The following is a 12,746-nucleotide window of genomic DNA, read 5'->3' as shown; positions in this document are numbered from 1 at the left end:
CCCGGGGCGCGTCGCGCCCGGGCTCGCGCAGCAGCGCCGGCTCCCGGGCGGTCTCGCGGTCCGCGGGCTCGCGCGGCAGCACCAAATCGCGCACGGGCTCCCGGGCAGGCTCGCGCACGGGCTCCCGGGCAGGCTCGCGCGCGGGCTCCCGCCCGGGGGGCTCGCGCCAGGTGCTCGCCGGCTGCGCGCCGTCCGGCGCGGCGCGGCGGCGGAACTGCGGGATCGTGGAGCGGTAGGGCTTCGACAGGACCGGCTCGTCGGAGGGCCCCGCCTCGAGGTCGGACTGCGCGGCGACGCGGCCGGAGCCCAGCGCGCCGGCCAGGCCGGCCAGCGCTGCGAGCCCCGCCACGATCAAGCCCGCGCGGTGGAACGGCCTCATGATGCCCCCAGGGTCTCCCGCCGCCGGCCGGCGGTCAAGTCTCAGCGGCCGAAGATGCCCTTGAGGAATTGCGCGGTGCGGTTGCGCTTCTTCTTGCGCTCGAGGGAGGCGGCGTCCCTCACCCAGGCGACCTGCACCACCCGGCGCTCCCCGTCGAAGGGCCGGTGCCCGTGCCAGGAATTGTCGGCGCGCAGGAACGCGAACATGGTGCCCATGGTGGGCGGCACCTCGACGGCGTAGGGCTCGAAGCGCTCGCCGTCGTAGAGCACCCGCAGGCGCCCGGCCTCCGGCGCGTCCCAGGCGTCGTTCATGTAGATCAGCAGCGTCATCACCTTCGAGGGGCCGTCGGTGTGGATGGCGCCGTACTTCGGCTGCGAGCGCTTCATGATGGTGGTCAGGCGCGGGCAGGACACGAGGTCGATCCCGAACTTCTCGCTCAGCACCCGCGAGAAGGCGTCGCTCTCGAGTTCCTCGATCAGGTCCTTGAACCGGCCCGTGAGCTGCACCTCGTCCACCGTCAGGTAGCCGGGCTTGGCGATGGCGGGGAAATCGCGCTTGAGGTCGTCGACGGCCTCGCGGCGGATCACGTCCTCGCCGAGGACGTACCGGTAGGGATCCTGCGCGAGGGGCGCCGCGCGCACCGCGTCGACGTTGAGGATCGAGAGGCCCTGCATGTCGTCCAGCATCTCTTGCAGCATCGTTGCCCGGGATCCGGCCCTTGCGGCCGTGTGCGCGGACCATCGGGGGGGATTGCGGCGGCGGCGGGGCATCTCGGCCGCGCAGGCGCCCCTCGCCCCCGCATCCGCGCCGCCGTGAGCGCCGCACCCCCGCCCGGCGGAACGGTCGGCGGCGCCCGTTCGTTGCGGGGCGGGACCACGTCCAGCTCCGGCCATGCCCCCGTCGCTGCGCCTCGCGCTTCCGTTCCTCGTCTGGGCGGCCGGCCCCGCCCGCGCCGCGCCGGAGCCGCCGCCGCTCCTCGCCATCGCGGTGACCTGCGCCCAGGCGACGCAGCGGGTGAGGGAGGGCGGCGCGGTCGTCTTCCTCACCGGGCTCTTCCGCCAGGAGCGGGCGGTGCGCGACCGCAGCTTCTGCGCCCGCACCGAGATCGCCGAATTGTTCCTGATGACGACCCGCGACGAGAGCGAGTGCCCGGTCGGCTATCGCTGCCGCGAGCCGGCCATCGACGACTGGGATTGAGGGCGCCGGCGGGCCGGCGCCGTGGCGGATGAACGCGGTTTAACTTGCCACGGCGGCCGCGCCATGGTCCTGCCATGGGGCTGCCGCATGGCGGCGGGCCCACCGGGCCCCGCGGCCCGGCACTCCCCCGCGGTCCTGGCGGCCGCCCACACCGATGGCTCGCCCGCGCGGTCGGCCCTGGAGACAGCGATGCACGGCTTGAAGCAGGCCCTCCTGCAGATCTGGCGGCTCACCTATCCGTACTACACGACGCGCGAGACCACGGAGGTGCGGCTCTGGCCCCTGCCCGCGATCCGGATGCAGGAGCGCTGGATCGCCCTCCTGATGGCCGCGACCGTCATCGGCATCGAGTTCGCCCAGGTCGCCATCAACGTGCGCCTGTCGTACTTCAACCGGGACTGGTTCAACGCCATCCAGGGCAAGGACGCGGCGGCGTTCTGGTCGCTTTTGTTCTCGGTCTTCTGCGTCTGGGCCGCGGTCTACGTGGCGAGCGCGATCATCCAGTACGTGATCCAGTCGTTCCTGCGCATCCGCTGGCGGGCCTGGATGACGCGGCACTACGTCGACCGCTGGCTCGGGGGCGACGCCCATTACCGCATGGGCTTCTCGGGCGCCCAGACCGACAACCCCGACCAGCGCATCGCCGACGACATCGACCAGTTCACCCAGACCACCCAGTCCCTCGCGATCAGCTTCCTGTCGGCGGCCTCGAATCTGATCTCGTTCTCGGTGATCCTGTGGAACATCTCGGCCTCGTTCACGGTGCCGGGGACCGACTGGCACGTGCCGGGTTTCCTCGTCTGGGGGGCGCTGATCTACTCGGGCCTCGTCACCTGGATCACCCACCGCATCGGCCGGCCCCTGATCCGGCTCAACTTCGAGCAGCAGCGGCGCGAGGCGGATTTCCGCTTCTCCCTGGCGCGCCTGCGCGAGTACGGCGAGCAGGTGGCGCTGCTCGGCGGCGCCGAGGCCGAGAAGGCCTCGCTGCGCGGCCGCTTCGGGGCCCTGATCGCCAACTTCTACGCCATCGTCGACCGGCGCAAGAAGCTCGCGGCCTTCACCACCAGCTACCAGCAGGTGAACGTGGTGATCCCCTACATCCTGGTCGCGCCCTACTACTTCGCCGGGCAGATCCCCCTCGGGGTCATGACCCAGACGGCCGGCGCCTTCGCGCGGGTCGAGAGCACGATGTCGTTCTTCATCACGTTCTACGTCACCCTGGCCGACTACAAGGCGCAGGTCGACCGGCTCACGACCTTCGACGCCTCGATGGAGCGGGCCGTGGCCATGGGGGCGCAGAGCCGCCTGCGGGTGGCCCCGCGGGACGGCGGCGCGCTGCACCTGTCGGGCCTCGGCCTCGACCTGCCGGACGGGCGCCGCATCGCCGAGGCGCAGGACCTCACCCTGCGGCCCGGGGAGACCACGCTCCTCACCGGGCCCTCGGGGTCGGGCAAGTCGACGCTGTTTCGCGCCATCGCGGGCATCTGGCCCTTCGGCGAGGGCGAGGTCGCGACGCCGGCCGGCGCCCGCCTGATGCTGCTGCCGCAGCGCCCCTACCTGCCCATGGGCAGCCTGCGCTCCGCCGCCACCTACCCGGACGCCTCCGGCCGCCACGACGACGCGGCGATCCGAGAGGCGCTCGAGGCGGCGCGCCTGCCCCACCTCGCCGGCCGGCTCGACGAGGACGCGCCCTGGGCCCAGACCCTGTCCCTCGGCGAGCAGCAGCGCCTCGCCATCGCCCGCGCGCTCCTCGCCAAGCCCGACTGGCTCTTCCTCGACGAGGCGACGGCCGCCCTCGACGAGCCGACCGAGGCCGCGCTCTACCGGATGCTGCGCCAGCGCCTGCCCGACACCACCCTGGTGTCGATCGGGCACCGCTCGACCCTCGGTGCGTTCCACGAGCGCCGGCTCGACATGACGCCCCGGGAGGACGGGCGCTTCGTGCCGACCGACGTCCGGGCGCCGGTGGCGGCGCAGTAGCGCGCCGGCCCGGGGCGGGAGCGCGTCCGCCGAGCGGGCGTCAGTGCAGCAGGGCGAGCGCCACCGGCACCAGGATCGCGGTCAGGAAGGCATTCAGCCCCATGGCGATGCCCGCGAAGGTGCCGGCGACCTCGCTGACCTGGAAGGCCCGGGCGGTGCCGATGCCGTGGGCCGCGATGCCGGCCGCGAAGCCCCGCGCCCGCCAGTCCCGGATCCCGAGGCGGTCGAGGAGCGGGGTCACCATCACGGCCCCGATGATGCCGGTGAGGATCACCAGCACGGCCGTCAGGGTCGGGTCGCCGCCCAGGGCATCGGTGATGCCCATGGCGACGCTCGCCGTCACGGATTTCGGCGCGAGGGCGATCAGGACCGGCGTCGGCACGCCGAGGAGCCTGGCGATCAGGAGCCCCGAGGCGAGGGCGACGGTGGAGCCCACGACCAGCGCCGCCAGCATCGGCACCAGCACCCGCACCACGGTGACGCGGTGCTCGTAGAGCGGGATCGCCAGCGCCACCGTGGCGGGGCCGAGGAGGAAGTGCACGAACTGCGCGCCCTCGAAGTAGACCGCGTAGGGCGTGCGCGTCAGGACCAGGACCAGGCCCACCATCCAGATCGCGTGCAGGACCGGGTTGGCGAGGGGATGGCGGCCTGTGGCCGCCGAGACGCGGTCGGCGATCCCGTAGGCGACGAGGGTCACGGTGAGCCACAGCAGCGGGCTGTGGGCGAGGAAGACCCAGAGGGCGAACTCCCCCTTCATCGGCCGACCCGGCGGGCCACGTAGGCGAAGGTCAGGACGGTCGCCACGAGGGCGAGCGCCGTCGACGCCACCAGGGCGACGGCGAGCGCCAGCCCCTGCGCGGCGAGCACGTCGAGCCGGCCGATCACGCCGGCGCCGGCCGGCACGAACAGCAGCGACAGGTTCGCGAGCAGCCCCTTGCCGGTGCGCTCCAGCGTGCCGTCGACGAGGGGCTGGGGCAGCCCGCCGGGCCGCCGGTCGCGGGCCGCGAGGATCAGGAGCAGCAGCGCCATGCCGATCACCGGCCCGGGCAGCGGCAGCGCGAGCCCGCGGGCGACGACCTCGCCGGCGAGCTGGCAGAGCAGCAGCAGGGTGAGGCTGAGGATCATGCGCGTCCCTCCGGGGCGTCGGCGGGCGGCGCGCGCCAGCGGCGCGTCACGGCGCCGCGTCCGCCATCCCGAGCCAGTGGTCCAGGAAGGCGTCGAGCCAGCGCGCCACGTGCGCGTCGTGCATCAGGCGGCCCTCGATCTGGCGCGCCCGGTCCTGCGCCCCCGGCAGGGCCAGGCGCTCGGCGGCCCGCACGGTCCAGCGGCAGATCATGGCGTGGGTGACCTCCGGGTGGAACTGGAGGCCGAAGGCGGCGGGGCCGACCCGGATCGCCTGGGTCGGGAAGTCGTCGCCGGTGGCCAGGGTGTCGGCCCCCGCCGGGCAGGTGAAGCCCTCCCGGTGCCAGTGGTAGACGTGCGACGGCCAGGGCTGGCCGATCTCGGCCGCGAAGTCGCGGCCGGCCCCCGTCGGGAGGAGCGGGTAGTAGCCGATCTCGGCCCGGCCCTCCGGGTGCGCGCAGACCGTGGCGCCGAGGCACTTCGCCAGCATCTGCGCCCCCAGGCAGAGGCCGAGGAACGGCAGGCCCTCGCGCAGCGGCACCTCGATCCAGTCGATCTCGGCCCGCACGAAGGCGTCGTCGTCGTTGGCGCTCATCGGGCCGCCGAAGATCACCGCGCCGGCATGCTCCCGCAGCGTTCCGGGCAGCGGGTCGCCGTAGCGCGGCCGCCGGATGTCGAGGGGATGCCCGCGCTCCTGGAACAGGCGGCCGAGGCGGCCGGGCGTCGACTGTTCCTGGTGCAGGACCAGGAGCACGGGCTTGCGCGGCGCGGGCGCCTCGCGCGGGTCCCGGGCCGCCGGCAATGCCCTCACCGGGGCGGCACGTGCTGCGCCGGCAGGCCCGCGAGGGCGACCGCCCGCGTCGCCGTGATGGCCGCGTCGTCGAACCCGAGCAGCTGGCCGAGGCGCCAGACGAGGTCGTCCTCGAACTCGTGCACCTGCCCGTCCGCCGCCGCGACCGCCCAGGCCATCCCGAGGAGGCCGCGCCGCTCGGCCTCGGGCGCGTCGCGGCCGATGAGCCCGACGAGCTCGGCGACGTCCCGGGTCTCGTCGTCGAAGCCGATGGCGCGGTCGATCAGCACCTCCGCCTCCGCCTGGGACGCCGCGAACGACCCGCGCAGGAGGCGTGCGAGCCGCTCCCGCTCGACGGCCGCGAGGGTCCCGTCGACGCGGGCGACGTGCACGAGCAGCGCCGCGGCGGCGAGGTGCTGCCCGGTCTCGGCGTCGGCTTGGGGAGCGGGAGCGCCGAACATCTCGGCGGCGTAGGCGCGCAGGCGTGTGATCAGCGACATCGGCAACTTGAACGAACGCCCCATGGTCGGGCCGGGACGCCGCACCGTCAAGCACCTCCCGTGCCGGGCATCCGGCCCGAGCCCTGCGCCTGGGGTCTGGGGTCTGGGGTCTGGGGCGAGCGCGCAAGCGCCGCGCCCCCGGCCCTCTGCGGCTTGGAAGCCCTCGACCGGGGTGGGTGGCACGGACCGGCCCCCGGCGGCGGCGCCACCGCCTCCGGCGGGATCGGGAGCACTCCTCCCCGCGCCTCCCGCGACGCCCCGGGGCCGTCTCCCCGCCCGCCACGGCAGGCCTTGACCGGGCAGATGAACCGGCCTATCTGCACCGCACCCGAGGCGCAGGCGCTCCACCCTGTGGCGTGCCGACGCGGCCGGGCGGCGCAATGCACCGCCCCTTCGCGACCCAGCGCCCCGTTGGGGGATAGTTTAACGGTAGAACAGCGGACTCTGACTCCGTTAGTCGAGGTTCGAATCCTCGTCCCCCAGCCACTTGAATCTCAGAGACTCAGCGCCGAAACCGCATCCGCGTTCCGAGGCGGTCAGCCCGCCGGCGCGGGCCGGGACACCGGTCGCTTCGGGCGGTCCGCGCGGTTCAGGGCGCCGCCTCGAAGATCGCCCGGGTGTCGGTGAGCCAGACGGCGTCCAGCGCCGTCAGGGCGGCGAGGACCCGGCGCAGGGCGGCCGCGCCGGACGGCGTTCCCTTCACGAACGGGTGCAGGCCGATGGCGACGACCGTCGCCGGGCGCGCGGGGTCGCGGGCGGCCTCGTCGGCGAGCTCCGTGACGTAGTCGATCCAGAGGCGCGCCAGGTCGGCGGGCTCCTTGGCGCGGGACAGGTACTGGCCCATGTCGACGGTCACGGCCGGGTAGGGGATCTGCAGGAGCGGGCCGGACGGGGTCTCCAGGCGGGTGAGGATGTCGGAATCCATGCCGTCCAGCGTGTAGCGGATGCCCGCGGCGGCGCTCGCCGTGAAGGTGTCGGCGTTGGGGAACACGCTGGGGCTGGACCAGCCCGTGGGCCGCGAGCCCGTGTCGTGCTCGATGAGGTCGAGGGTGCGGCGGATGTAGGCCTCCTGCGCCGCCAGGCCTCGGCCGAGCGGCAGCAGCTGCGTCGTGTTGTTCAGGCCGTGGCCGAGGACGGGGGCGTCGGGGACGCTCGCGCGCAACTCCCGCCACGCCTCCGGGTAGGTCGCGGGAAACAGCGCGTTCAGCGCCAGCGTCAGGGGCACCGCCTGCTGCCGGAAGACCCGGCCGACCCGCGCGAGGCCCCAGTCGATGGCATAGTGCCGGAACGCCTCGTCGACCACGTCGGGATCGCGGCCCGCCATGTCGGGGCGGAAGGCGGGCCCGTGGCCGAAGCCCCAGACCTCGACGTACAGGACGAACGCCACCGCGACCTTCTTCCCGCTCGGCCACGCCCGCACGGGAAGCGGCCGGCGCGGCAGGGCCGTGACCCAGTCGCGCGCCCCGGCCCGGGCCGGCCCGGAATCCTCCTGCGCCCGCGCCGGGCCGGCGGCCAGGAGACCAGCCGAGAGGGCGGCCAGGACAATGGCAGGGAGGGCGAGCCGCCCGCGAAGCGTCCCGCCCCGCCTCCGCCCCGCCGGCGCGGGGCTTTGCGGGATGCCGCCGGTCGCGCTCGCAGCCGCCACGCGTGCAACCTTTCGTCCAGGGGGGCGCGGCCCGGGCGGACCGGCGCGGGGGCTCAGGGCAGGTCGGCGAGGGTGGCCGGCCCGGTGCCGGCGGTGATCAGGGTCGGCCACTGGTGCGAGCCGAACGGGACCCGCGGCGGCAGGTGCGTCGGCATCCCGCGGGCCTTCGTCTCGCGGGCGATCGTGTCGCGCGCGTCACCCCCCATCAGCTCGTAATCCATCAGGTAGGCGTTGCCGAAGAACGTCTCGCCGACCGTGCGGTCCGAGATGATGCGGGTGAGGCTCTCGAGCATGTCCGTGGGCGTCGTCGTGAAGGACACGGTCTCGATCAGCATCAACCGGGAATTGATCTCCTCGGGGGCGAAGAACTGCGCCAGGACGCTGAACAGCACGTTGTTCTGGCGCGCCACGTAGATCGTGTTGCTCGCCGCGTAGGCGCGGCTCCACTCCGGGCCGAGCTGCTGCTTCCAGTCGGCCAGGACGGCCATCCAGTGCTTCACCTGCGTGTCGGCCGCCCACTGGATGTTGAGCTTGAGGCGGTCCTTCTGCCGGGCCGCGAAGGACTGCACGGCCGCGAACGTGACCACGCCGTCGGCGAGGGCCTGGTCGATGAAGGCGATGTTCTCCGCCACCAGCGCCTGGTTGTTCGCCCGCCACTCCGCCGGCATGCTGGTGGCGTCGAGGCTGTCGAGAGCGGCCTTGAGCCGGACGCGGTAGCTCGCGAGGGACGGCTGCCAGGACGTGTCCTCGGGCTTGCCGAGATGCGGGCCCACGACGACGCCGAGCGCCATCACGCTGTGGCCCACGGATTTGAGCAGCTGGTAGACCTCGGGCACGGGCGGGCCCTCGAGCGCCGGCTTGCCGGGCCGGTAGAGGATGAAGCGCCCGCCGGCGCCCGAGAACAGGCCCAGGATCACCGGGTGCTGGGCCAGGATGCTCCCCTGCACGAGCTTGCCGGCCTCGCCGTAGAGCTCGAACATCCCGCTGTTCAGGGCCAGGACGTTCTGCCGGGCCGTCGCCGCCCGGTCGGGGACCTTCGCGCCGACGATCACGCTCATGTAGGGCGGGACGTCGGACTCGGCCCGCGCGCCGGCGCTCCCCAGCATTCCCGCGCCGAGCACGGCCGCCGCGAGCAGGAACGTCCGGACGCCTCTGATGTCGTTCACGCGATTGCCCCCGAGGTTGAGAAACCCGTCCGCCGCGGGCCCGCCCCGCCGGTCCGGACACGCCCGCCGGGCCGCTCCCGGCGGCACGGCGGGCGCGCGGGGCCGCGCCGAAAGCGAAGTCGGCGCGATCCCGCAACTTGAAGAATGGCTAGAGCGGCCCTGATCTTCGCTCGACATCGTCTGACGAGCCGAAGCACGAGCTACTGTGTGTGAAATCAAGCGGCGCGGCAACAGGAAAATTGCAACGACAAAACTTGTCCTATCGCGTGAAAGTCAGAGCATTTCGTCAGAGAGTTTTAACAGTTCCAGCGATAGCAGGAGATATCCGGCAACATTCGCCGGAGGAGCGCGACGATGACATCACGGGCCGGCGTCGCGCTTCCCGGCACTCCGGACCGGGCGCCCGCGCGCTCGAGGCCGGACGGCACGCTTGAAGAGGCGGGGCCTCGGCGGGCCGGGGCGGCGCGCTCGCGCGGCCGGGACGACATTCATCCTCGGCGCGCGGGATGAGCCGCGTCGGGGGCGCGGTCCGGGCGGGCCGGCCGCGCCCGATCGCTTCCGCAACACGAGAGCGGGCGGACCGGTGACCGGGTCTCGCGCCGCAAGAAGGTGACACCATGCGTTCCTCCCGCCGCGAGTTCATGCGATGGATCACCGCGAGCGGGATATCCCTCAGCCTGTCCCGCCTCGGGCACGCCGAGGCGCCCGGCTTCGCGACCCGCGAGACCCTGCCCGGCCGCGCCGCGCGAAATCCCGCCCTCGACGGCCTCGGCCGCATCGACGGCGTGCCGAAGGTCACGGGAGCGAAGCTCTACGCCTCGGACTTCCGGGCGGCCGACATGCCGGGCTGGCCGAGCCGGACCTCGCACGCCCTGCTGGTGCGCGCCCCCGACGCCACGCACGTGTACCAGGGCCTCGACCTCGCGCGCCTCGAGGGCGCGCGCAAGCCCACCGTCGTCGTCACGGCGGAGGACGTCGCGCGGATCGGCGCCCGCGTGCCCGAGTTCTACGCCGGCGACCTGTTCTGCCCGGTCGGCCGGACGCCGCTCTACCTCGGGCAGCCGGTGGCGCTCCTCGTGTTCGAGGAGTTCGACGCGTTCGACCGGGCGCGGCTGGCCCTGCGGGACGGGACGTTCGTGCGGTTCGGCGAGGAGACCGGCCCGGTCGAGGCCGAGCCCTACGGCGCCTTCCGCTTCACCCGGGTGGCGGGTGCGACGCCCGACGCGCCCGACCTCTACTCGCCAATCCTCGCCGGCTGGGTCAGCCCGGGGCGCCTGAAGCAGGCGACGCTCCCGGCGTGGACGCCCTTCGCGGAGGAGACCGCCACACCCTACGGCGAGGCCGCCGCCCACGGCGAGCGGATCCGCGCCGCCCTGTCGGCGAGCGATCCCTCGCTGCTGGTCCTGGACCGCACCTTCGAGACCCAGTCCGTCGACCCGATGTTCCTCGAGCCGGAATCCGGGCTGGCCTGGTACGACGGTCCCGGCGGCACGCTCGATCTCGTGCTCGGCGTCCAGTCGCCCTACGAGGCGGCGCAGTCGCTCGCCTTCCTGCTCGGGGAGGCGCGCCCGGCCTTCAAGCCGTCCACCATCAACGCCCGCTTCGCCTACGTGGGCGGCGGGTTCGGGGGGCGGGACCACACGCCCTTCATCCTCTACGTCGCGCTGGCGGCGATCGCCCTGCCGGGCCGGCCGGTCCGCCTCGCGCACGACCGCGTCCAGCAGTTCCAGGGCGGCATCAAGCGCCACGCCATCGCGATGCGCTCGCGGATCGGGGTCGATCGCGCGACCGGCCGGATCCGCCTGTTCGCCGCCGACCACGTCCTCGACGGCGGCGGGCTCGCGAACTTCTCGCCCAACGTGGCGACGGTCGCCGCCACCGGCGCGATCGGCATCTACGACATCCCGAAGGTCGACGTGACGACGGTCGCCATCCACACCCGCGGCGTCACGGCGGGATCGATGCGCGGCTACGGCACGCTCCAGACCATGACGGCGCTCGAGGTGCTGGTCGACGAGGCGGCGGCGGCGCTGCCGCTCGATCCGATCACGTTCCGGCGCCGCAACGCCCTCGGCCCGCACGGCCGAACCCTCACGGGCAATCCCTACAGCGTCTCGGTGCGCACGCCGGAGATCCTGGACCGGCTCGAGGCGCACCCGATCTGGCAGGAGCGCGCCCTCCACCGGGCCCGGCCGCCCCGGGACGGGGTGCTGGTCGGCACCGGCGTCGCCTGCGTCACCAAGGATTACGGCACCGGTGCGGATTGCTCGCTCGCCCGCGTCGCGCTCGACCCGGAGGGCCGGGTCTCGATCCATTGCGATCACGTGGAGATGGGCAACGGGATCGGGACCGCCCTGGCCAGGCGGGTGGCGGCCCATCTCGGCGGCGTCGCCGACGAGATCGCGGTGTCCCAGACCGACGCCTTCGAGGCCCTCGGGCTCGTCTCGTCGGGCGATCCCTACACCATGGACCAGCCGACGCAGGACGCCGCAGCGCGCGATCCCCGCTGGGTTCCCGCCGTCAGCTCGCCCACCTCGGCCTCGATCGGGGCGCATGTCGGGACGCACGCGGCGGGCGAGGCCGCCCGGGTGATCTTCCGGTTCGGGCTCTGGCCGGCCGCCCTCGCGACCTGGGGCATCGCGGCGGACGATCCGCGGGCCGCGCGCTGGGCCGAGGCGACCTGGCGCGACGGCGCGCTCGTCGCGCCGGGCCTGCCGCCCCTGCCCCTGCGGATCCTGGCCGGGGCCGCCCACGCGCAGAACCGCGTCACCGGGGCCGTCACCCACGCCTTCTCGCGCTGGGCGTGGGCGCGCGCCGAGTTCCCCCTCGACGGCGGCGCCTACGCGGCCGAGATCGACGCCCTCGCGGTCCGCCGGGGCGGCGGGCCGTTCGCGCGGATCGACCGCGCCGGCGTCAGCTTCCCGCCGACCGCCAACAACCGGATCGGCACCGTCTACACGTCGATGTGCGGGACGCTCGTGCGCGTCGAGATCGAGCGCGCGACTGGGTCCTTGCGGATCGCGAAGGCCTACTCGGTGTTCGAGTGCGGCCAGGCGCTCGTGCCCGAGGTGGTCATGGGCCAGGCGCAGGGCGGCTTCGCCATGGGGGTCGGATACGCCCTCCTGGAAACGCTGCCGCCCTTCGAGGACGGCCCGGGCAACGGCCAGTGGAACCTCGGCCAGTACCTCGTCGCCCGCGGCTCGGACCTGCCGCTGCACGACCTCGAGATCGAGATGCTGCCGCCCCTGACGCCGGACGAGCCGCCCAAGGGCATGGCCGAGGTGGTGATGATCCCCGTCGTGCCGGCCCTCCTCAACGCCATCTTCGACGCCACCGGTCACCGCTTCCAGTCGCTGCCGGTCACCACAAGCCTGCTCAAGGGAGCGCTCGCGTGACGACACTGAGCATCACCATCAACGGGCAGGTCCACGGTCCGACGGAGGTCCGCGACGACCTGTCGATGAACGATTTCCTGCGCGAGCACCTCGGGATGACGGGCACGAAGTTCGGCTGCGGCGCGGCGCAGTGCCTGAGCTGCGCGATCATCGTCGACGATCCCGACGGGACGAGCCGCACCAGCCCGACCTGCGTCGTGTCCGCCGCGAGCTTCGACGGCAAGGCCGTGCGGACCGTGGAGGGACATGCGCGGGACGGCGCGCTCTCGGTCCTGCAGACGGCCTTCATCGAGCACTTCGCCTTCCAGTGCGGTTACTGCACGGCGGGCTTCCTGAACGAGGGGCAGGTCCTGCTCGAGCGCCTGGAGAAGACGCCGGTGCCGCGCGCGGAGCTCGAGGCCACCATCGCCGAGGCGCTCGACGGACACCTCTGCCGCTGCACCGGCTACGTGAAGTACCACGAGGCCGTGCGCGCCGTGATCGTGGCCGATTCGAAGCGCTACCTCGTCTGAGGGCCCAGGCGGCCGCGCTCCGCCCGCGCCGCGGCCCGGGTCGGCGGGCGGCGCCCCGCG

At 73.7% G+C, this 12,746-nt stretch carries 11 protein-coding genes, 1 tRNA gene and 1 pseudogene; 5 read left to right on the top strand and 8 right to left on the bottom strand.

The features are described 5' to 3' along the window. Both DT057_RS31015 and DT057_RS31010 read right to left on the bottom strand, forming a co-directional pair. Positions 1-379 (bottom strand): annotated as a pseudogene (locus tag DT057_RS31015) (hypothetical protein); the annotation flags it as partial. A 41-nt stretch (positions 380-420) separates the two neighbouring features. Further along, positions 421-1,053, bottom strand: a complete 633-nt coding sequence (locus DT057_RS31010) for a 2OG-Fe(II) oxygenase (RefSeq protein WP_128565906.1) — start codon at positions 1,051-1,053, stop codon at positions 421-423. 217 nt (positions 1,054-1,270) lie between these two features. On the opposite strand from DT057_RS31010, the gene DT057_RS31005 reads away from it, so the two are divergent. Then, on the top strand, positions 1,271-1,576 hold the full coding sequence (locus tag DT057_RS31005; protein ID WP_238313099.1) for a hypothetical protein: 306 nt from the start codon (positions 1,271-1,273) through the stop codon (positions 1,574-1,576). 189 nt (positions 1,577-1,765) lie between these two features. Further along, on the top strand, positions 1,766-3,556 hold the full coding sequence (locus DT057_RS31000) for an ABC transporter ATP-binding protein/permease (protein WP_128565902.1): 1,791 nt from the start codon (positions 1,766-1,768) through the stop codon (positions 3,554-3,556). 40 nt (positions 3,557-3,596) lie between these two features. Here DT057_RS31000 and DT057_RS30995 read toward each other — a convergent pair whose 3' ends face one another. The 4 genes from DT057_RS30995 to DT057_RS30980 are packed head-to-tail and all read right to left on the bottom strand — an operon-like array spanning position 3,597 to position 5,968. After that, a complete protein-coding gene (locus tag DT057_RS30995; RefSeq protein WP_128565901.1) occupies positions 3,597-4,313 on the bottom strand; it encodes an LrgB family protein in 717 nt (238 codons plus the stop codon). Then, positions 4,310-4,681 (bottom strand): CidA/LrgA family protein, encoded by a 372-nt coding sequence (locus DT057_RS30990; RefSeq protein WP_128565900.1) that lies wholly within the window; start codon positions 4,679-4,681, stop codon positions 4,310-4,312. The genes DT057_RS30995 and DT057_RS30990 overlap by 4 nt, the downstream gene beginning before the upstream one ends. Before the next feature lie 46 nt (positions 4,682-4,727). After that, a complete protein-coding gene (locus DT057_RS30985; RefSeq protein ID WP_238313101.1) occupies positions 4,728-5,489 on the bottom strand; it encodes a glutamine amidotransferase in 762 nt (253 codons plus the stop codon). Next, entirely contained in the window at positions 5,486-5,968 is a 483-nt protein-coding gene (locus DT057_RS30980) for a tellurite resistance TerB family protein (RefSeq protein ID WP_128565899.1), read from the bottom strand. The genes DT057_RS30985 and DT057_RS30980 overlap by 4 nt, the downstream gene beginning before the upstream one ends. A 412-nt stretch (positions 5,969-6,380) precedes the next feature. Between DT057_RS30980 and DT057_RS30975 the strand changes: the two genes are divergently transcribed. Beyond that, a tRNA-Gln gene (locus tag DT057_RS30975) sits at positions 6,381-6,454 on the top strand. 103 nt (positions 6,455-6,557) lie between these two features. Here DT057_RS30975 and DT057_RS30970 read toward each other — a convergent pair. After that, positions 6,558-7,613, bottom strand: coding sequence for a polysaccharide deacetylase family protein (locus DT057_RS30970; protein ID WP_203236423.1), 1,056 nt, complete (start codon positions 7,611-7,613; stop codon positions 6,558-6,560). Positions 7,614-7,666: 53 nt separating this feature from the next. Next, the gene (locus tag DT057_RS30965) at positions 7,667-8,779 is read right to left on the bottom strand and encodes a hypothetical protein (RefSeq protein ID WP_238313103.1); all 1,113 of its coding nucleotides are present in this window, start codon (positions 8,777-8,779) and stop codon (positions 7,667-7,669) included. Between the two features lie 617 nt (positions 8,780-9,396). Here DT057_RS30965 and DT057_RS30960 point away from each other — a divergent pair. Further along, positions 9,397-12,174, top strand: a complete 2,778-nt coding sequence (locus tag DT057_RS30960; RefSeq protein ID WP_128565898.1) for a xanthine dehydrogenase family protein molybdopterin-binding subunit — start codon at positions 9,397-9,399, stop codon at positions 12,172-12,174. Continuing rightward, complete coding sequence (locus DT057_RS30955; protein ID WP_128565897.1) at positions 12,171-12,686, top strand: (2Fe-2S)-binding protein; 516 nt, start codon at positions 12,171-12,173, stop codon at positions 12,684-12,686. The genes DT057_RS30960 and DT057_RS30955 overlap by 4 nt, the downstream gene beginning before the upstream one ends. Positions 12,687-12,746 lie beyond the last annotated feature (60 nt).

This window comes from Methylobacterium crusticola (assembly GCF_003574465.1).
Lineage (GTDB): Bacteria > Pseudomonadota > Alphaproteobacteria > Rhizobiales > Beijerinckiaceae > Methylobacterium > Methylobacterium crusticola.
The sequence above is the reverse complement of the archived record's forward strand: the minus strand, read 5'-3'. Positions and strand labels throughout refer to the sequence as shown.